The sequence below is a fragment of the Paenibacillus sp. MMS18-CY102 genome (genome assembly GCF_009789195.1).
GTDB lineage: Bacteria > Bacillota > Bacilli > Paenibacillales > Paenibacillaceae > Paenibacillus_T.
In genome coordinates this window covers 31118-50825 of the sequence record NZ_WSTC01000033.1, presented here as the reverse complement: position 1 = coordinate 50825, position 19708 = coordinate 31118, and the positions used below count along the sequence as shown (strand labels likewise).

The following is a 19708-nucleotide window of genomic DNA, read 5'->3' as shown; positions in this document are numbered from 1 at the left end:
TTTATTTCAGTCGGAGTATTATAACGATAAAAGTACCTTGACAGTCACAGTAGTATGCCTTATCATGCAGATATGGAGGTGATTGTGTGAGCGAGAATAAAATCACATCCGACCTGCTGCGAGGACATACAGATACGATGGTTTTACGGCTATTGTCTGAAGCTGACCGTTACGGTTACGAGATTGTCAAGCTGATTGCCGAGCGTTCGGGCGGCGAATATGAGCTGAAGGAAGCAACGATGTACTCGAGCTTCCGGCGGCTCGAAGCAGACGGAGACATCGAGTGGTATTGGGGCGATGAGTCGCAGGGCGGACGGCGCAAATATTTTAGGATTACTGAGAAGGGCAAGGAAACATACGCCCGCAACGTAAGCAATTGGGAGTATGCCAAGCGCGTGCTCGAAAACTTATTATAAGGGGATGAATGGGATGAACCCGAAATTGACGAATTATTTGAACAGTGTGTTTACGCCATACGATGGGGTGAAAAGCGTCACTGAATTAAAGGCGGATCTGCTTTCCGATTTGCAAGAACGTTACAGTGAGCTCAGAAATGAGGGCAAAGACGATGAAACAGCGTTTAAGCTGACGATCGAGAGCATCGGCGACATCGAGGAAACGATTCTGGAGGTCGCCAATCTTTCCCGCTCACTGGAGCGCCAGGTGGTGACGAACTTTAGCGCAAGCAATTTGGCGAAAAGCGACTTTGCAGGCGTTACTGCCCATAAAGGCCAGTTCAATGGCAGCGCATTGCACGGGTCCGACTTCTCAGGCGCAGATTTGACCGGCAGCTCGTTTAAGAGCAGCGACGTACGCGAAGCTATTTTTGACAGCGCGAATTTAACAGATTGCAACTTCACGGCGCTCGACTTAACAAAAGCAAGCTTCAATCGGTCGATTCTTGTACGCACGAATTTCAGCAAATCGGGGCTTGAAGGAGCCACATTCAGAGGAGCAAGGCTGACCGACGTGACGTTAACGCTGACTGATCTCAGAAAAACGATATTCGAAGGCTGTTTATTCGATGGGGTCGACTTCAAATACTCTGATCTAAGCGGGCAATGCTTTGACGGGCAAACGTTTATCGGCGTTAAGTTTGAGAAAGCTGCATTAACTGGCGTTACATTCAAAGGCGCTACGTTTAAGAATGTGTCCTTCCAGCCTGGATTTACGTTTACCAAGAAGTACTATCGCATGATCAAAACGGTCAGCTTCGAAGGTGCAACAATGGATAAACTGACTTATGCCGCCCTTAAAGGGATGGAAGCTGATTTGTCGAAAGTAACCGTCATTTAAGTAGGGAATGAAGGGAGGTAACTGAGATGCAAGCTGTGCAAATCAACGCTATTCAAGTAAAAGGGCTACAAAAAAGCTATAAGCAGCACCAAGTGCTGAAAGGCGTCGATTTCGAGGTGGAAAAGGGGAGTATCTTCGCTCTCCTTGGGTCGAATGGAGCGGGGAAAACGACGGTCGTCAAAATTTTAACCACGCTGCTCAAACAAGACGGGGGAACAGCGGTCATTAACGGCATCGATGTTGCTTCAAAACCAGATAACGTGCGGCAGGCGATTAGCCTGACGGGGCAGTTCGCCGCCGTCGATGAAATTTTGACTGGCCGGGAAAATTTGGTCATGATTGCCAAGCTGCGATATCTCCCAAATCCGCGCCAAGTCGCTGACGATCTATTAACGCGCTTCGGCCTGGTTGACGCTGCGGATCGCAGAGTATCGACTTATTCAGGCGGGATGCGCCGTAGGCTTGACATCGCGCTAAGCATTGTGGGAAAGCCGAAAATTATTTTTTTGGATGAACCGACCACAGGGCTAGATCCCGAGGCGCGAATCGAGGTATGGAAGGTTGTTAAGGAGCTTGCCGAAGGCGGGACGACGGTATTTTTAACGACCCAGTATTTGGAGGAGGCTGAACAGCTCGCTGACCGGATCGCTATTCTTCACGAAGGCACAATTATTGCAAACGGCACCCTGTCGGAGCTCAAACAGAAATTCCCCGCTGCTAAGGTGGAATATGTCGAGAAACAACCATCATTAGAGGAAATCTTCCTCGCAATTATTGGCAAGAAGGAGATGAACTAGATGGAAACGGCAAAAAAGCATTTCTTCATCGATGTTAGCGTCATGCTCGGGCGCTCTATGCGCCACATTTTCCGCAGCATGGATACGATTATTACGGTTACGATTATGCCGATCGCGATGATGCTGCTGTTCGTATATGTTTTAGGCGGCGCGATTCAATCCGGAACCGACAACTATGTAAACTACCTGTTGCCAGGCATTCTCCTAATGGCTATTGCCAGCGGAATATCCTATACCGCTTTCCGATTGTTTACCGATGTACAGAGGGGCATATTCGAACGTTTTCATACGATGCCGATTTCACGTTCCGCCTTGCTTTGGGGCCATGTCCTCACCTCGCTTGTATCCAACGCCATCTCCGTAGTTGTCATCATACTCGTAGCATTAATTATGGGTTTTCGTTCATCTGCAGGCGTGCTCCCATGGCTTGCCGTAGCAGGTATCCTCGCTTTGTTTACTCTCGCTTTAACTTGGGTTGCTGCTATTGCCGGGCTATCTGCCAAAACGGTCGATGGCGCAAGCGCCTTCTCCTACCCGCTGATCTTCCTGCCATTCATTAGCTCCGCATTTGTGCCAACCGAGTCGATGCCAACCGTCGTTCGCGCCTTCGCCGAAAATCAACCAGTGACCTCCATTGTAGAATCCATCCGTGCTTTGCTGTCCGGCCAACCTTTAAACCACGACATTTGGATCGCGCTTGCTTGGTGTCTTGGAATTACGCTTATTGGTTATTTATTTGCAATGAGAGCTTATAAGAAGAGGGGATAATGAAGTTTAAGCAACAATAAAGGAGCCACCTATCTTCACGATGATAAAGAAGAGCAGCCCTAAGTGGAGGCTCTTCTTTATCTATTGACTGTTAGGCTAAACATTGACTCTATCGTTCAGGGGCTGTATCTTCATTAGAGGCATACATAAACTACTAATAATTCCAAAATAATTTCAAGAGGTGGAAGCATGGCATTCGTTCGCTTAGCCACATTGGAGGATGTAGCGCAGTTGGTTCAAATGCGTTGGGACTTTACAGCAGAGGAACGTAAGGAAAGTGCCGTTACATTTGAGCAATTTGAAAAGGTTTGTAAGGAGTTTTTGGTAAAAGCAATCCGAAGTGGAGATTGGTTTATTTGGGTTGCAGAAATTGATGGAGCTCTTGTTTCGCATATGTATCTGCAACTTATCCATAAAGTTCCACGGCCAGGGCAATCCCCAGATCCCTACTTCGGTTACGTGACCAATGTTTATACGCGCCCTGCTTATAGAAACCAAGGGATCGGGTCAACCATTCATGCTGCTCTGGAACAATGGTCAAAAGAACATGCGGTTGAGTTTATTATCCTATGGCCAAGCAAGGACAGTGTTAAGTTCTATGCCCGAAATGGTTTCTCCCGATGTGAAGAAGCTATGGAAAAGCATTGGGATTAAGAGGCTCCATGGGAGGTTAGCGCATGAAATGGTGGAAAGTAGGGGGAGCGGCATTTCTTCTCTTTGTTCTCGTTGCTGTATTTTATTTTGCAAATACTAGAGTTTGGGTGGATAAGTACGAGATTCGTGGCGACACTATCGTATTTGGGAACAATCGATATGTATATGAAAATTCCGACACCGATAATCTCGGCAAGAAAATCGGAATTGCTTATTATGAAGGCGAGAAAAGGGGAATAACCGATTATATTTGGCCAGAATGGGTGTATGGGTACGAGGGGGATACGCTTCATAAGCGTATTATAGTAAAAGGGCTAATGGATCTGGGGGATACGTATATAAAGCAAGATTGATATAAAATAGAATGGGTGAGGAAAGAAAAAGCTTGAGCAATCAAGCTTTTTCTTGCGTTTTACGGATGCCCCGAATTGCTTCCATCAATAATAATGCTGCCTTGCCTAGAAAAAGTTGCTCTTTATAAGCGATGCCTATCGTGATGGTCGGATTCAGATCGCCTATCGGCTTGATAACCAAGGCGCCTTCTTGTTCCAATCCATCGTAAATCGGAACAATCCCGACGCCGAACTTGGCCTTAACCATTTGTTGAATGACGTAGAAACTTCCGACCTCCATACAAGAGAACCGGTTTTGCCCAGTAGGGGTAATCGCCGTTTCCCATAGCTCCCGATAAATACAAGCCGGTTCTTTGACAAGAACGGTTAGCCCCACGAGGTCACTCGCTGTGATCATGTCTCGATCAGCTAATGGGTGGCTCTTATGGATCATGACGCCTAGCCGTTCTTCAATTAGCGGTTCAAACGCTAGCATGAGCTTCGAAGGCGGTGCCGAGCAAACGCCGAATTCCAGTTCGCCTGCCCTAACCCGCTCCGCGATCGATCTGCTGCCGCCAACGTCCATCGTTAACTCGATGTTCGGCCGAGTCTTGCAAAAGCCAGCCATAATGGCTGCTATCTGTTGGCTTGCAATGGGCTCAATAGCGGCAAAACGTACCGTGCCTTTATCTCCCTCAGCAATTTCCGATACCGTCTGCCTCATCGTTCCAATCGACTTCAGTAATGCCGTTGCTTCATGTTGGAGCCACCTGCCAGCTTCCGTTACAATCACACGTTTTCCTTCACGTACGAATAAAGAAACACCAAGATCAGCTTCGAGACGCTGAATTTGAAGCGTTACCGTAGATGGAGCGTATTGCAGTTCCTCTGCAGCTTTTAGGAAATGCCCATGCCGCACACAAGCTTCAAAGGTTTTTAAAGCCCGAAGATCCATTGTCATCACCTTAGTTTAATTTTTTCGAATGATTTGTTCATATTATTCAATTTTACAAAACTAACCCGTGAATTTACAATAGGGTCATCGGTATGATGCCGGAAAGATAGTACAGAGGGAGGATTTTCGATGGGAAATTCGAATTTGGTCATTACTCGCGGCAATCTTGCTGCTTCTCACATCGCCTTTACGTTCGATGACGGCCCGATGCGTCTTCCGATTGACGCTTGGCTGGAAGCGTTGGAGCAGGGTGGTGCGTGCGGGACGTTTTTTTTAACAGGAGAGTGGTTTGACCGTTATCCAGCGAAAGCAAGGGAAATGATAGCTAGAGGCCATGAATTGACAACGCATACCTACCATCATCGGAGAATGGGAGATGTGGCCAAATCCGTATTCTTCGAAGAACTGAGGCTAGCTGAGCTCGCCTATCAAGAAGCAACAGGAAGGGCGGCTCCAGCCATCATGCGTTTTCCTTACGCTTCCTATCGGGAAGAGAATCTAGCGTGGCTCCGAGAGTGGAACTATCTAGCCATTGAGGGGGAGGATACCGTCGATTGGTCGGGACCGCCTAGTGCGCAGCTAGTAGAACGGGTATTGCCTAAGTTGTACAACGGATCGATCCTAATGTTTCATGCCAATGAAATCGCCAAAGAAACGCCGAACGCCGTTAAGTCGCTATTACATCTTACTCACGCTAAAGGCCTTGCCGCGGTTTCCATATCCGAACTGCTTCAAGCTAATGGCGTTGCATCAGGTGAACGGCGCTGGCAAGTTAGATTTAAACCAGCTTTGCAAAATGTTTTCCATTTGGAGCAGTGGAACTTCGTCGGAAGCGACGATGAATTGCGTAGGCTTGCTGCAGATTCGCTTGAATGGGGGAGCCTGAAAGCCCCTAAGGGTCCCGATGCTTATCCCAAATGGCTGCATACGCTCGCAATGCCTATCCAGTCGGGAGGAGAAGCCCGTTTTGTCGCCCGCAGCTTTGCCGGTCAGCACTGGGCATACGTGCGCGCTTCCGTCCAAGGCGATGCGCTAGTGTTAGAGGAATTTGCTACGAAAGAAGCACATTCGGATGCTTTGATTTATATTTTGCAATGGGCGGCCCATGAGGCATCAGCTTTGGGTTGCAAGTGGATTGCCAGCACACAGGACATGCGCCGCATTCACAAGTTGTGTGAGCAGCTGGGCTTTGAATCAGAAATTGTTTTGCTAGAAGGGTAGCGGCTCGGGGATATGGCTACTAAATCCGCAATGAATTGGATAACGTTATGGGCATCGTTTATGTTTGCCATCATTCTCGGGTTTTCCCGGCTCTCCTATGGCATGTTCTTGCCTGGGATACAGCGTGTGATCGGCGGAAGTTATGGCCAGTTGGGCATATTAGGGACAGTTAACTTTATCGGTTATTTAATAGGCACATTATGCCTTTCTCCTTTGATCGGGCGGTTTCCAGACTTCAAACCGACCATTAATCGAATGGCATGTTTATTGCTCGGTTTAGCTTTGATCGGTTCGGCATTTAGCTATAATTTCGCACAACTCGGTTTATGGCGGTTTGCAATTGGACTGTTATCGGCCTTTGCTACAGTGTTAGTCCTGTCCATCGCGTTGGACACCGTTCGGGCGGCAGAACGAGGTTTGGCCTCGGGCTTAATCTGGCTGGGCGGATCAGCCGGCATATTAGTGACTGGTTTATTCGCCCCCGTTACCATAGATCCTTCTCATGTGCAGGGGTGGCGGTATGCTTGGATAGCTATGGGCGTACTTGGGGTAATTGCCGCATTCGGATTCGAATATGCCACCAGAAAACGGGGAGCCGACAATAGTGTTTTCCAAATCGAATCGAGCCCATCGAACGAAAAAAGCGAAACTGTGTATCTCCTCTTATTCAATCCGAAGCGGTTGTTGTTCCTAATCGCTGCCTATTTCTTCTTCGGATGGGGATACATCATTTATTTCACGTTTATTATTCCGTATCTGGTGAGCAGAGGCCTTCCATCTCTCAATGCCGGGTTGATATGGTCGGGAATCGGCTTGGCAGGGTTATTTAACGGATGGATCGGTGGCAAAGCCATTGACCGATGGCCGAGCGGGTATACGCTTGCATTGGGGCTAACCTTGGGGACAATCGGTGTAATGGGCGTAACGGCAAATCATATGATATATACAGTGCTAGGGGCTGTTATAATTGGATTGGTTTCCTTTATTGCTCCGCCCCTTATGACAACTGCACTTCTTCGTCGCCATGTCCCTCACCAGGCGTATGCATCATGCCTTAGTGTAGCTACTTCGTTTTTTGCATCTGGGCAAATAATCGGGCCTATCGTTGGAGGCGTTGTAGTTCAGCGGTTCGGCTTGCAATTCGGCGTAGCATCCAGTGCAATCTTTATGGCAATTGCCGCAGCCTTAGCTGGTTTGTATGGTTTTCAGCAACGAAAGTTGGAGCTTGAGGAAAAGTGTGAAACGCGCAGGCAAATCGCTAAAATAAAGCGGCAGCCGCTATAGCAGGCTGCCGCTTTATTTTAGCGTGTTGAATAATATCCTCTTTGTATAGTTTTTATAGTGATGCGTTATGCTCGTTATAAACTTTGGCAGTAGCTCATGTGAATAGGATATCCGGATCGCCATTGAACTCTTCTTCCAGCACGTTGACTGGCACGGTCTGCTCTTCCTCTGGCCTATCAATCGGATGAATTCTTGCTGTGCCTGCTTCGATGTTGACTCGTTCGATAAACACAGGAACGCCAAAGTACGACACCGTTATTAAATCGGGAGAGTCAGCAATTTCTTTTGCCCTGTACGCTTCCATGATAGTATCACCTCACATTTAGTGTTTTCTAAATTCATGTTGTTTATCCGTTATTTTCGTTTTTCACCGGGCAATCATGTATGAAGCTGGAGTGCTGCTCGACATTTCGCTGGTACCTTGTTCACGCACGCAGTCGCGTCCGCATACAGTAATCCATCCTGCCTTGGAAGGGGAATGCTGGAATGCCGAGATTAAGTAAGCTGCGGAAGCGATACAGCACGAAGCTGTCTGCTGCCAAACGATCACGATCAGCGGCTTGCGCCAGATTAAGCAGCCGGACTGTAACTGAGCATGTGCCGATTGTAATTCCTCCGGCAAATATCGTGCGCACGCGTGCTTTTTCCGTTACATTGCCGGATAATAGGCAACAGGTGACGGCAAGCGGCGTCGTTGACCTTGGCCGGAATGCGGTTTCCCGTGGAGACGAGCTTGTTATTATCCCCGTGGAATTCGCCATTCGGCAGGACGGGGAAGAACTATTGTTCGGCGTAGATGCGACGCTAAGCAATTCCACTATTATATTAGCTCCGAATTCCTACGGCACGTTCAATCGAAATCCGAGCGAAGTGGCACTTATTAATGGCGATGTACGGCTCCAACTGACGGCTGACGAAACTGCGAAGCATCTGTTCGTAACCGGAGTCGTTCGCGTTCGCGGGGCAAACCTGTCCCGATTCGGATATACGGTATCGGCACTGATCGTAGGTTAGAGAAAAGGGGCATCGATGATAAGATGTATCGCCCACCGGCTGCCGGCAAGATCGGCGGCCTGTTTCGTTTGCTTACTGAACCTTTTTCCAAGTGAGAGCGAATTAAGGGTTGTAACACGTTAGGGAGGGGCCCCCGATGAACGATAAAGAATTACTTCTGTGGCTTGAAAAAGCAACGTTAGGCGACGAGACTGCTTTTCAGCTTGTCTATCAGTCGACTCACCAAGACGTTTATCAAACAGTTGCTTTTCTTGTCTATAACAAACAGGACATAGAGGATATTGTCAATGAAGTTTACATGCGCATGTGGCGTTCGATCCATACATACGACTCGAGCCGTCCGTTTCGTTATTGGCTGCATGGCATCACGGTGCGTCAGGTTCAGGATTGGAAAAGAAAGGCTTGGCGGCGAATTCGCCTCTTTGAACGTAACCGCCAGATGGCTTGCGAACAGCTAGAGTGGGCGGATAGAGCTGTCCTACAGTCCGAAACGCAGGATGAACTGTTTAGCCTTATCCACCAGTTATCTTACAAACTGCGCGTGGTCGTCATCCTGCGCTATTTTCACGATTATGCGCTGGACGAAATAGCAGATTTGCTGCAGATCCCCGTTGGAACAGTGAAATCAAGGCAGCATCTGGCGCTGAAAGAGCTCCGGAACCGATTCGATATGACGGGAGGAGACGCGTATGTCCATTGATAAAGAATTGCGTGAAAAGCTTCGCCAGGCGGCAGATTCGATGAACTGCCCACCTGATTTGTATGGACGTGTCCACCAGTCCTATCAACACTATTTGAATGAAAAGAGAAGGGAAAATCCTATGAAAAAACGCATACTAGCAGGCATTGCTGCAGTGGCAATTCTCATCCCATCAGCTGCATACGCTGCTACTCATCTGGCTGATGATATTTTCGGTTCTTCTGCTGTAATAGAGCAGTATGGCGGTACACAGGAAGATTATCAAGAAATTGAGGAATTTCTTCAGGGGGCCAAAGGCAAGCTCACCGAGAACGAATACAAGGAGTATGTAGAGCTGTCCAAGCAACTGATGCAATTAAAGCTGAAGATTACTGATCAAAATGGGGTTAGGCATGAGGAGAAGCTGACTATAGAAGAGAAGCAGCAATTTGAGCAGCTCGCCGCCAAGCTTGCTCCATACTTCGAGAAGATAGAGGGAACCGCAAAACCGTAAACGATGAAGAAGGGGCCTATTCGATGAGGAATAGGTCCCTTTGTTCCCTATGTGACTTCATCCTGCTTTCGCCGCTTCAACTAGAAAATCGAGCTATTTTGACATAAATAAGCATTTTTCTACTAGACAGTAGTAGGTTCAGAAGGATAGAATTGGTCTGTTGGCCGGGTGCTTGTACGATGAAAGTACTATTATGGCCAATGGGGCAATGCTTCGGACAACCTATACAGCGACATTCACAACCGTAGATCAAGCAGCTCCAGACGCAATCATTATCTATCCAAAGGAGTTGAAGGGCATGTCCATTACGTACGAGTCAAATTTCGGATTTGGGTTCAACATTACGCTCGGTTTGGGCCAAGACAACAAAGCCGTCAACATTACGGCAGAAGACATTAGCGATATTAAGACAAAAGGTTTGCATTTTGAACTGCCCCCAGGTACAGAGGTCGCACTCGGCAGCCTAACTGAGCTGATCACTTGGCTGAACGGGCAATTGAAAAAGATCGGCGTGGACATTACGCTTCCTGCCGCTGCATCGTCGGACTGGCCAGAAGCGATAAAGGATATTTTCGACGGCATTCTGAATACAAAAGTGACCGTCACGCGCCTGTCCATTGACCAAGATCCACAAGATGCGGACGGCAATTACCCGCCAATTCGGTTGGGCCTAGCGGTATCGGGACAAGCTGTCGATCCTAGTGACCCTTCTAAGCCAAAACCAATTCCGCTAATTAGCGGCTTGTTCAGCGTCATTGGCGGCGGCATTTCGCTGGATCGCAAATACACGGCAACAGAGAAATCGGACGACAATCCTCCGGACCAACCATAATCGCTTCGTTTCAGCTCGAAACGCGGGCGGCCCTCGCTATGCACCACTGTTGGCAGGCCGCCCTTTTTTGCCATCGTGAATGGGTTAGGGGAAATAAGACATGAAGTATCAAGCGAATACGGAAGGCGCTTTCTATCTATTCAGTACTATGCAGTTCGACGTCGGGACGCCTGTCCGCCTATATGGGGCGATTCGAGTCACGACTTCCGCAGATTTATATTTCGTGTTATCCAAACATTTGCCATATGATCCGAAACTCGCGCCTAAGGGCGAAAGCACTACTTCCATTGCAAATCCGCTCGGGTTGAACGGCGTCCTGCTGGAACAACTCGATGTGACTTCCCATATTTACAAAGATGCAAATCAGAACATGGCTGCGGACACCTCATTGCAAGCTTCCGCGCGATTTCCGAGCCTGCCAGGCTTCAACTTGTCTGGAGGCATCGTCTTCGAGAAGGCGTCCCCAAGGCTAGCTATCATCCAGTTAACTGCTAATCCTGCCTTAACGCTTACCCAATTCATCACTCGAGTGATCGGGGGACAGTGGGACTGGGCGGATAGCGTCACCGATCAATTCGCTTTTCGTAAAGGCCTATTTTACTCGCTTTCGGCTCCACCTGATGCTCCGGCAGATTATAGCTACAAATATGTCGATGCCAATCAACCCGCTAATAACGTAACTTGCTATCCCGGTTACCACGCGGATGCTATTTTACGCATATTCGGCAAGTATGATTTTCGAATTAGCCTGGCCGTAACGGGCAAAACGGTCCTCTTGGAAACGACTAGCCTTTCGAGTTTTGACTTTGATTTCATCACGCTGTCCAACACGAATTTGAAAATAAGCACACAGCCTAATCATAAATACATCACGATCGGCACAGACGTCATAATTTTGAACACCTCCGTGAAAGGCACTGTAAATGCGGGTTACGATTTGACGCAAAGCGCATTTGTTGGCAATGCTAGCTTAGATCTTGGAAGCGTGGATTTGCCCTCCGATAGTGGGACGAGCTCGAAAGAAGTTACACTCGGCGTTGAATTTACATGGACGAAGGGTTCAGGGTCTGGAAGCGGATTTAAAATCACGAAAATAAGCGGGTTGCCCGTCAATTCACTCGATTGGGTCCAGAAATATACAGATGTTTTAAATATGGGCGGCGGGTGCGCCAAAATTGTATCCGACTGGATTAAAGGATTAACGAAAACCTCGCTGTCTCCGAAGCTGAACGGCAGCCCAACCAAAACGCCAGACGGGAAAATGCAAGTTCCGCTGAAGCTTGTTTATTCAATTACAGCTGCTGGACATACGATTGCGTCTAATGAAATTTTGTTCACACCAGTATTTGTAATTCCTAAAGGGCTAAAGCATTTGCCCATCGCGATTTGGGAATCGATCATAGATAGCGCGGGTACGCTCATCCCGCAAATTTTGAGCCAGCCCGATACGTACAAAGCGATCGCGGAATACGCGGCGCTGCAAGGCGGGGCGAGAGCGGCAGCCCGGTTTATTTGCCGCGCGCTGGAGAAGGGAATTCAGAGCGTAGCCGAAGCGCTAGCGGAGGAATTCGCGGCGCTCGTCGTCACTGCTACACTAGCGGAAGCTGCAGAACTCGCCGCTGCGTTGGCGGCAGTTGCCACGCTTGGCATTCCGGTTCTCATTGCCGGTTTGGCCGCCTTGTTTGCCTCACTCTGGGACTGGTTAACCGGCGAAGACAAAAAGAAACAGAGAGAAGCGGAGGAACAGTTACAAGTTGCACGGGACAAAATTATGAGTGCGCTGAACATCATTTTTAACAAAATAAATGATATTCAAGCGATGATCCAAATTCAGTCGCTCGACGTCTCCCTCGATGCCCAATCTAATTACAACGCCGCATGGAAGCTAAATGGAAGCGTTGTGGACCGGCTCGGAACGGGAGCTGTGCTCTTATATACGTTTAACCTGCTGCAAGGGGCACCGGGAACGCAAGGTGACGTATGGCCAGGCACCAATGTTAAAGTATTGGCAACCGAGCAGACATCTTGCCAGATTCCGCTTCAGCAAATTCCTAATGCAGAGCAGTATCAGCTTAACGCATCCGTTGTGTCAACGGTAAAGGGGCTGACCTATCTGTACGATAACACCAGGCAGCAGCTAGAGGATGCGATTAATCAGCTCGGGGGCATCGACAACAGCAAAGCCAAGCAGTACGCTTCAGAGCTGCGCTACAAGATGAACCAGCTTGCAGCTTACAACACGTCGGGTATCGTATCGAAGCCGGTGTATGCTCATCTCAGCATGCCGGCGTACTTGGAAATTGGGCAAAGCATTGTCGGCGTCAATACGAGATTGAAAGGTTAGCAGTACTGTAAAACCACTCGAGAAAGGGTCACGAAAGGATATGAGGACATGGCGAACAACGTGATTCCAACGATTCTCAAACAGAGATATTACACGAATCAGCTGCTCAACGTCGAAGATTTTAATAGAGAGAGAGATTTTCATATTGCCAGCCGCGAGCTGTTCTCGAGCTTTTTCGTACAAAGCGGCATTCTGCAAGGGCTCGACGTATCCCAAGGCGACCAGAACAACGTTCTCATTTCGCCGGGCGCTGCAATCGATGGACGGGGCAGCTTGATCCTATTAACGGACCGCGCGAGTCTGGCGGGTAACACGGTTCTTGCGCAAGCCGGTAGCGTGGCGATCGATCTGAGCGATGCTGCCTTTGCCAACAAGACGTGGCTGCTCGTCTTACAATCCCATGACACACAGATCGCCGATAATCAGCTCCAGTCATGCCCGATCTTGGCGCTGCTTGATACGTCAAGCATGACGCCGGACAGTACCCAAATTCCATTGTCCAAGATATCTGTTGCTTCAACAGGCACAGCACCGGACGATGTCACGATCACGATTGCGCTCGATGAAAGTGTGCGGCAAACTTCGTGCCTGCAAGCGAATCGGATGCCCGAGCTGTCGGCATCACAAATTCCCGCGTTGGACGCGGGCAAGATCGTTACCGGCGTGCTGGACGCCACGCAGATCCCCGCGCTAGATGCGGGCAAGATCGCAACCGGCGTGCTGGACGCCGCACAAATTCCCGCGCTAGATGCGGGCAAGATCGCAACCGGCGTGCTGGACGCCGCACAAATCCCCGCGTTGGACGCGGGCAAGATCGCAACCGGCGTGCTGGACGCCGCACAAATTCCAACGCTGGATGCGAGCAAAATCGCTGCGGGTACATTGGATGTTGACCGATTGCCGAGCATTCCCGCTTCCCGGATTACGGGCTTGCCGGTCTCGGAGTTGATCACGTATTGGGCTTCTAACACGGCGATATACAGTAACGGAGGAACATTAGCTGCGTCACCTCTTGCTGCTGGAGAGCAGGCTTGCGTCATCGGGCTGCTAAAGATCGTATCCGATCAAGGCAATACCTATTTCAGTATGGGAATGGGCTTTCCAAGCACTGTTATTCGCTTCGGCTCCGATCAAATGGCCAATAGCACAATGCCTTTCCAAGTCTATTCGGATCGTACGCGGTATCAATTGTCACAGGAGGGAGGGGCGGAAGGAGAGAGGGCATTATCCGTGCAATTCGTCGGGCTAGATGCTTCGCTATGTTTCTCGCTTCTCGTCCCCGAGGACGAGCTTCCTGCGGAAAGCCAAGGGAAAATATGGAGCCTCATCACGTTCGGTACGCAAAAAGCATCCGCAGATTGTGTGCCGCCAATCGGCATCTCGGACATTATTCGGAACATTCGGGACGCGATTTCACCGTTTTCGTACGTCGCGCAAGCCATCCCTAGCAACGTCGGCGCACTGCATGCTAACCTCGCACAACGGCTGAAAGCCGCTGGCCAAACAGCACAGCAAGCTGCTCCGGTACTCGCAGGCCACGAGCCACAGCAATCGGTGCACAACACGATCGCCTTCCTAACGGCATTAACGCAAGTTTTCCCCGAGACGGCGGGTGAGCCTTCACAAATCGCGTGGTCCTTAAGCGCAGCAAGCGTGCCGCCCGCTCAAGCGAGCTCGGCAATTGGCGCTTTCTATCAAGACAAAATTTGCATGAGCGATTTTTTGCAGTTCATGGCGGGTGCCTATCCAACGCCTGCAGTGATGGCTCGGATTACTGCGCTACAATTGGCGGGAACTGCAGCGGCAGATGCTGCTCTGCCAATCAAGCAGAGCAACCCACAGTTCGATGCGCTGCCCGGCCAATTAGGTGCCGTCCTGCGCGTTTATTTCGACAGCACATCGAACACGCCTCCATTAATGGCGCATGCGCTTCACGCTGCGGGCTACTCCAAGGACGAGGCACAATCCGCACTCGTCTTTCTATTTTCGGCCGTGCCTAATGAAGCGTTAGTTAATGCGGTGAATGCGGAATACGATTCGTAAGGAGGGAAGGCTCGGCGATGACGGATACTCAAAAAACAGTAGACAATGTCGTGCTCAATGCCGCTTATCAAGCATGGATGCTTCGTCTGGCATTTCCGGCAGGAGCCGCGATTGAGATTGCGCAAGAGATTAAAGATATCCATCCATCTTTAACGGCAAATCAATTCGCTCAAGTAATTAAATATGGAGAGACGACGCCGGTATTCCCAAACATGAGCGCGCTTGATGCCGGAACATTGCTGCTACAGCCCAGTTTGTATCCTGGCACGACCGCGGACCAAATGCGAGCCGCACTCGAATCCGCCGGATTTGATGCGAACGAAGTTCAGCAAGCGATCGACCAATTATACGTTCCGCCGAAGATCGTTATCGATGTGCCTGCGGGCGTGACGGTATCCTGCGATTATTCATCCGGCAAACTAAGCGCCTCATGGCAGGCAGTCACGTTGCCCGAATTGTTGCAAGGAAAGATGCCTTCCTATAACGTTGCTCTGTTTACCATCCAAGATCAACAGACGGCTATATGTAACGTAACGAATGTGACGGAGACAAGCACGTTGTTCCCATTAAGTGACGGGCAGCCTTTTACGATGAATCAACAGTATGTGGCGAAGGTTCAGGTGGCCGTCGACACCGATCAAAGCGACTGGAGCACGGCTTCGGCCCCTGTAACGTATGTGATAATTGCCGTACCACAGCAGTTTGATATGCTGGCCGGCGATTCGGACACGGTTATTCTATACTGGACCCCGTTTGACGGGGCAACAGATATGAACTTCATCGCGCTCGACGCTGTAAACGACATGCCTTTAACTTCGCAACCGCTGTACTATTTTGGCGGCGGCGGCAACGAAGTGAAAGTGGACCTTAGAAATATCCCGCCTGACGCAATTACGAAATTTCAAATCAGAGGGCTATATAAAATTTCCACAACCGATGTACTTCTTCCTGGCCCATGGAGCAATGCTGTTACGTTTATAAGGAGGCCAGCGAAACCTCAAAATCTTGCTTGTACGCTTAATAACGACCAGTTTGATATCACATGGCAGATGGATAATCGAGGGATTACCAACTATACTGTCCGATTGCTGGATGCCAATAACGCGATCATATGGGAGCAGCAGGCGAATAACCAATCATTATCGATCCCGATGAATGCTGTTCCTACGACCGCAACGCAGGTGCAAGTTACGGCAAACTCCTACAAGGCCAAAGGAGAAATCGCGCAGATCCCATTCCATTCACGGCAATCGGCTGGGTGGTATCAAGCGACAGCGCAATCCCAGCTTCAATATATGAATATTCCGGTCGTGCTGAGCAATAAAGGTAAGATGTGGGCGTTTGCAGGCCAATACCAGAACAGCGTGTATAGCTCTAGCGACGGAGTAAGCTGGACATGCGTCAACCGAGGAGCGCCTTGGGCAGGCCGGCGCAGTTCGGCGGGCGTGTCTTTCTGGGATGCGATCTGGTTGTTTGGCGGAGATTCGGTAAATGGGGATGCCAACGACGTATGGGTATCTCCCGATGGCGTCAATTGGAAATGTGCGACTCCTAGTGCGCCATGGCGGCCTCGCAACGGGCTATGTGCCGTTGTCTTTCAGAATCGAATGTGGATTCTCGGGGGCAGGGATCATCAAGGCAACGTTTATAACGATGTGTGGGCATCGGATAACGGATCAACTTGGGAGCTAATTACGCCGCAAGCCGGCTGGAGCCCTCGCGATGCGGCGACGGCTGTTGTCTATCAAAACCAGATCTATTTGATCGGCGGTTCCAAATCCGGCAACAGCTTGCAGGACGTGTGGGCATCAGATAACGGGAGGGATTGGAAACAGCTCGCCAACGGCAACGTGCCGTGGAACTCACGATTCGATTCGAAAGCTGCCGTCCTCGGGAACAACCTGTATTTGATCGGCGGAACGAACACGCAAGTGAGAGGCCTTGGCGACATGTGGGTGACCCAAGACGGAATTGGTTGGGAAGCTGTCACGCAACAGGCGCCATGGGGTGCAAGAATACAGCAGGGGGTTACCGTATTTAACGATCGAATTTACTTGCTCGGCGGCAGCCTAAGCTCACACTCTGACAATTCGGTATGGTATTACACACAATAAAGCAAAAAGCAGCGTCCAACATGGGTTGGCGCTGCTTTTTGCTTTATTGAGGAAGAGTGTAAGAAAGATGGCGGAAAAATAGAAAAGAACCTGGTACACTTGTCCAAGTTCTTAATAGATTGCGTTTAATATGACACGATGTTATAATCAGATGCGTCTGAAAAGATGTTAAAAATCATAGTAAGTTCATATTATATTTATATCGTACCATGCCAGTGAGCTCCTGTCAATTGTTTTCTCAATTTTGTAGTGGGGAGAGATGCTGAATGGACACTTTGGTTCTCGATTTTCAGAGAATGGATCAAACACAGCTTGGGCTCGTCGGCGGCAAGGGGTTAAACTTAGGGGTATTAGCAAAAATGCACGGCATCCAGGTACCAGAAGGATTTTGTGTGACAACATCAGCATACCGACAAGCCATCGGGCACAACGAAACGTATCATGCTTTGTTAGAGCAATTAACCAAACTAAAAGTAGAGAATCGAGACCAGATTGGTGAAATCAGCAGGAAGCTTCGACAGGCCATCATGGATGCAGAAATCCCTTCTGATGTAGGAGAAGAGGTTGCTCGTTTTCATTCCCATTTAGGCAAAGAACATGCATATGCCGTCCGTTCGAGCGCGACTGCTGAAGATTTGCCGTTTGCATCTTTTGCGGGCCAACAAGATACTTATTTGAACATCATCGGCATCGATGCGCTCCTGCAGCATATCAGCAAATGCTGGGCTTCGCTGTTCACCGAGCGAGCTGTCATCTACCGTATGCAGCATGAATTCGATCACAGGCAAGTTTATTTATCCGTTATCGTGCAAAAGATGGTTTTTCCGCTAGCGTCAGGCATTATGTTCACCGCCGATCCCATTACTTCTAGTCGAAAATTGTTATCCATCGATGCTGGCTTTGGGCTTGGGGAAGCTCTAGTATCTGGCCTGGTATCTGCCGATTGTTATAAAGTGCGGGAAGCGGAAATCGTCGAGAAAAGGATTGCTGCCAAACAATTAGCCATTTATGGACGTAATGGAGGCGGTACTGAGACTATTCCGATCGATTCAGATCAGCAGAAGTGCCAAACACTCACGGAGCAGCAAATCTTACAGCTGGCACGCATCGGAAGACAGATAGAAGCACATTTTGGCTGCCCGCAAGATATCGAATGGTGTTTGGCTGACGATATTTTCTATGTTGTCCAGAGCCGGCCGATTACGACTTTGTTCCCGATTCCAGAAGCTAATGATCAAGAAAATCATGTCTATCTTTCCGTTGGCCATCAACAGATGATGACTGATCCTATCAAACCATTGGGTTTATCTTTTTACCTGATGATTACTCCAGCGCCTATGCGTAAAGCCGGCGGGAGGCTGTTTGTTGATGTTGCAGCCAGGCTGGCTACGCCATCGGGACGGGAAGCTTTATTAAAAACAATGGAATCCGACCCTCTTATCAGCGGCGCACTGAAGACTATTATCGAGCGTGATTTTATAAAAATGACTCCACATGATGCCATCGCCCAAGTTCCCAATAGAAGTGTTCCAGTTAAACAGGCATCATTCGAGAACGATCCGACAATCGTTTCGGAATTGATAAAGCGCAGCCAAGCCTCAATCGAGGAGCTGCAGCGGAACATCCAAGCGAAGTCGGGCGTGGACTTGTTTGATTTTATTCTGGAAGATATCGAGCAATTAAAAAAGATTTTATTCGACCCGCAAAGTACGGCTGTGTTTATGGCTGCTATGAATGCTGCTTCATGGGTCAACGAGAAGTTGTATGAGTGGCTAGGCGAGAAAAACGTTGCCGATACGCTTTCCCAATCTGTGCCTAACAATATTACTTCGCAAATGGGTCTGGCGCTGCTGGACGTCGCGGATGTGATTCGCCCTTATCCAGAAATAATAGAATATTTGCAGCATGCAAATGAGGATGGCTTTTTGGAGGGGCTGGTTCACTTTGCGGGAGGAAAGGAAGCCCAACGCGCGATCAATGATTATCTCACTAAATACGGAATGCGATGTGCTGGCGAGATCGATATTACGAGAACACGTTGGAGTGAAAAGCCATTGACACTTGTTCCTATGCTTCTGGGCAACATCAAGAACGCTGAGCCTAATGCTGGCCAACGTAAGTTTGAGCAAGGGCGCCAGGAAGCTTTGGATAAAGAACAGGATGTAATCAATCGGTTGAAGCAATTGCCGGACGGTGAACAAAAAGCTAAAGAAACAAAGCGAATGATCGGACTGATCCGAAACTTCATCGGCTACCGAGAGTATCCAAAATATGGCATGGTTAGCCGTTACTTTGTCTATAAGCAAGCTATGCTGAAAGAGGTCGAACTACTCGTTCAAGCTAGCGAGATCGATGAGATAGAAGATATCTTCTATCTCACGTTCGAAGAACTCCACGAGGCAGTACGCACTAACCAACTGAATGGTCAGCTCATCAGCAAACGAAGAGAGGAGTATAAATTTTACGAAAAGCTAGCTCCTCCGCGTGTCATCACGTCTGATGGTGAAATCATTGCAGGTGAGTACAATCGGGAGCATATGCCGGCTAATGCGCTTGCAGGGCTGCCTGTTTCAACCGGCGTGATCGAAGGAAGAGCGCGCGTTATTTTGAACATGGAAAATGCTGATCTTGAAGAGGGGGACATACTAGTCACCTCCTTTACTGACCCAGGCTGGACGCCATTATTCGTATCCATTAAAGGCCTGGTCACCGAAGTTGGCGGTTTGATGACCCATGGTGCTGTTATCGCGCGGGAATATGGGTTGCCGGCCGTTGTTGGCGTGGACAATGCGACTAGGCTGATCAAAGATGGCCAACGTATCCGCGTGAATGGAACAGAAGGGTTTATTGAAATTATGTAA

At 49.1% G+C, this 19708-nt stretch carries 18 protein-coding genes; 16 read left to right on the top strand and 2 right to left on the bottom strand.

Annotated elements, in window-relative coordinates; translation table 11 throughout:
- The first annotated feature begins 86 nt into the window (after positions 1-86).
- From GON22_RS20740 to GON22_RS20715, 6 genes are all read left to right on the top strand, one after another.
- Complete coding sequence (locus GON22_RS20740) at positions 87-416, top strand: helix-turn-helix transcriptional regulator (RefSeq protein ID WP_160398026.1); 330 nt, start codon at positions 87-89, stop codon at positions 414-416.
- Between the two features lie 13 nt (positions 417-429).
- Positions 430-1296: a pentapeptide repeat-containing protein gene (locus GON22_RS20735; protein ID WP_160398025.1), complete on the top strand. Its 867-nt coding sequence runs from the start codon at positions 430-432 to the stop codon at positions 1294-1296.
- A 26-nt stretch (positions 1297-1322) separates the two neighbouring features.
- The gene (locus tag GON22_RS20730; RefSeq protein WP_160398024.1) at positions 1323-2093 is read left to right on the top strand and encodes an ABC transporter ATP-binding protein; all 771 of its coding nucleotides are present in this window, start codon (positions 1323-1325) and stop codon (positions 2091-2093) included.
- Positions 2094-2861: an ABC transporter permease gene (locus tag GON22_RS20725; protein ID WP_160398023.1), complete on the top strand. Its 768-nt coding sequence runs from the start codon at positions 2094-2096 to the stop codon at positions 2859-2861. It begins immediately after the preceding gene.
- Between the two features lie 189 nt (positions 2862-3050).
- Positions 3051-3515: a GNAT family N-acetyltransferase gene (locus GON22_RS20720; protein ID WP_160398022.1), complete on the top strand. Its 465-nt coding sequence runs from the start codon at positions 3051-3053 to the stop codon at positions 3513-3515.
- A 23-nt stretch (positions 3516-3538) separates the two neighbouring features.
- A complete protein-coding gene (locus GON22_RS20715; protein WP_160398021.1) occupies positions 3539-3868 on the top strand; it encodes a hypothetical protein in 330 nt (109 codons plus the stop codon).
- 40 nt (positions 3869-3908) lie between these two features.
- On the opposite strand, the gene GON22_RS20710 is transcribed toward GON22_RS20715, so the two are convergent.
- Positions 3909-4802, bottom strand: a complete 894-nt coding sequence (locus GON22_RS20710; protein ID WP_160398020.1) for a LysR family transcriptional regulator — start codon at positions 4800-4802, stop codon at positions 3909-3911.
- A 129-nt stretch (positions 4803-4931) separates the two neighbouring features.
- Here GON22_RS20710 and GON22_RS20705 point away from each other — a divergent pair, with 129 nt between their 5' ends.
- Entirely contained in the window at positions 4932-6023 is a 1092-nt protein-coding gene (locus GON22_RS20705; RefSeq protein WP_160398019.1) for a polysaccharide deacetylase family protein, read from the top strand.
- 12 nt (positions 6024-6035) lie between these two features.
- On the top strand, positions 6036-7307 hold the full coding sequence (locus GON22_RS20700) for a YbfB/YjiJ family MFS transporter (protein WP_160398018.1): 1272 nt from the start codon (positions 6036-6038) through the stop codon (positions 7305-7307).
- A 94-nt stretch (positions 7308-7401) separates the two neighbouring features.
- On the opposite strand, the gene GON22_RS20695 is transcribed toward GON22_RS20700, so the two are convergent.
- The gene (locus GON22_RS20695; RefSeq protein WP_160398017.1) at positions 7402-7611 is read right to left on the bottom strand and encodes an H-type small acid-soluble spore protein; all 210 of its coding nucleotides are present in this window, start codon (positions 7609-7611) and stop codon (positions 7402-7404) included.
- 182 nt (positions 7612-7793) lie between these two features.
- Between GON22_RS20695 and GON22_RS20690 the strand changes: the two genes are divergently transcribed.
- The 8 genes from GON22_RS20690 to ppsA all read left to right on the top strand — a co-directional run bounded on the left by GON22_RS20690 (position 7794) and on the right by ppsA (position 19708).
- Positions 7794-8321 (top strand): hypothetical protein, encoded by a 528-nt coding sequence (locus tag GON22_RS20690; RefSeq protein WP_160398016.1) that lies wholly within the window; start codon positions 7794-7796, stop codon positions 8319-8321.
- Positions 8322-8457: 136 nt separating this feature from the next.
- On the top strand, positions 8458-9021 hold the full coding sequence (locus tag GON22_RS20685) for a sigma-70 family RNA polymerase sigma factor (protein ID WP_160398015.1): 564 nt from the start codon (positions 8458-8460) through the stop codon (positions 9019-9021).
- Positions 9011-9514, top strand: a complete 504-nt coding sequence (locus GON22_RS20680) for a DUF3600 domain-containing protein (protein ID WP_160398014.1) — start codon at positions 9011-9013, stop codon at positions 9512-9514. Before GON22_RS20685 ends, GON22_RS20680 begins: the two co-directional genes overlap by 11 nt.
- A 193-nt stretch (positions 9515-9707) precedes the next feature.
- Positions 9708-10346 (top strand): hypothetical protein, encoded by a 639-nt coding sequence (locus GON22_RS20675; RefSeq protein ID WP_160398013.1) that lies wholly within the window; start codon positions 9708-9710, stop codon positions 10344-10346.
- A 100-nt stretch (positions 10347-10446) separates the two neighbouring features.
- Positions 10447-12690 carry a hypothetical protein gene (locus GON22_RS20670; RefSeq protein WP_160398012.1) on the top strand — a complete coding sequence of 748 codons (2244 nt, stop codon included), beginning with the start codon at positions 10447-10449 and terminating at the stop codon, positions 12688-12690.
- Between the two features lie 48 nt (positions 12691-12738).
- On the top strand, positions 12739-14733 hold the full coding sequence (locus tag GON22_RS25805) for a hypothetical protein (protein WP_202113378.1): 1995 nt from the start codon (positions 12739-12741) through the stop codon (positions 14731-14733).
- 17 nt (positions 14734-14750) lie between these two features.
- Positions 14751-16847 carry a Kelch repeat-containing protein gene (locus GON22_RS20660; RefSeq protein WP_160398011.1) on the top strand — a complete coding sequence of 699 codons (2097 nt, stop codon included), beginning with the start codon at positions 14751-14753 and terminating at the stop codon, positions 16845-16847.
- A 266-nt stretch (positions 16848-17113) separates the two neighbouring features.
- Positions 17114-19708, top strand: coding sequence for a phosphoenolpyruvate synthase (gene ppsA, locus GON22_RS20655; protein ID WP_160398010.1), 2595 nt, complete (start codon positions 17114-17116; stop codon positions 19706-19708).

What these genes read in the sequence shown, in the direction of transcription:
- ppsA (WP_160398010.1), top strand. Translation starts at nt 17,114, where the DNA reads ATGGACACTTTGGTTCTCGATTTTCAGAGAATGGATCAAACACAGCTT.
- GON22_RS20685 (WP_160398015.1), top strand. Translation starts at nt 8,458, where the DNA reads ATGAACGATAAAGAATTACTTCTGTGGCTTGAAAAAGCAACGTTAGGC.
- GON22_RS20705 (WP_160398019.1), top strand. Translation starts at nt 4,932, where the DNA reads ATGGGAAATTCGAATTTGGTCATTACTCGCGGCAATCTTGCTGCTTCT.
- GON22_RS20675 (WP_160398013.1), top strand. Translation starts at nt 9,708, where the DNA reads ATGGCCAATGGGGCAATGCTTCGGACAACCTATACAGCGACATTCACA.
- GON22_RS20720 (WP_160398022.1), top strand. Translation starts at nt 3,051, where the DNA reads ATGGCATTCGTTCGCTTAGCCACATTGGAGGATGTAGCGCAGTTGGTT.
- GON22_RS25805 (WP_202113378.1), top strand. Translation starts at nt 12,739, where the DNA reads ATGGCGAACAACGTGATTCCAACGATTCTCAAACAGAGATATTACACG.
- GON22_RS20725 (WP_160398023.1), top strand. Translation starts at nt 2,094, where the DNA reads ATGGAAACGGCAAAAAAGCATTTCTTCATCGATGTTAGCGTCATGCTC.
- GON22_RS20730 (WP_160398024.1), top strand. Translation starts at nt 1,323, where the DNA reads ATGCAAGCTGTGCAAATCAACGCTATTCAAGTAAAAGGGCTACAAAAA.
- GON22_RS20660 (WP_160398011.1), top strand. Translation starts at nt 14,751, where the DNA reads ATGACGGATACTCAAAAAACAGTAGACAATGTCGTGCTCAATGCCGCT.
- GON22_RS20680 (WP_160398014.1), top strand. Translation starts at nt 9,011, where the DNA reads ATGTCCATTGATAAAGAATTGCGTGAAAAGCTTCGCCAGGCGGCAGAT.
- GON22_RS20695 (WP_160398017.1), bottom strand. Translation starts at nt 7,611, where the DNA reads ATGGAAGCGTACAGGGCAAAAGAAATTGCTGACTCTCCCGATTTAATA.
- GON22_RS20710 (WP_160398020.1), bottom strand. Translation starts at nt 4,802, where the DNA reads ATGGATCTTCGGGCTTTAAAAACCTTTGAAGCTTGTGTGCGGCATGGG.
- GON22_RS20670 (WP_160398012.1), top strand. Translation starts at nt 10,447, where the DNA reads ATGAAGTATCAAGCGAATACGGAAGGCGCTTTCTATCTATTCAGTACT.
- GON22_RS20700 (WP_160398018.1), top strand. Translation starts at nt 6,036, where the DNA reads ATGGCTACTAAATCCGCAATGAATTGGATAACGTTATGGGCATCGTTT.
- GON22_RS20715 (WP_160398021.1), top strand. Translation starts at nt 3,539, where the DNA reads ATGAAATGGTGGAAAGTAGGGGGAGCGGCATTTCTTCTCTTTGTTCTC.
- GON22_RS20690 (WP_160398016.1), top strand. Translation starts at nt 7,794, where the DNA reads ATGCCGAGATTAAGTAAGCTGCGGAAGCGATACAGCACGAAGCTGTCT.
- GON22_RS20735 (WP_160398025.1), top strand. Translation starts at nt 430, where the DNA reads ATGAACCCGAAATTGACGAATTATTTGAACAGTGTGTTTACGCCATAC.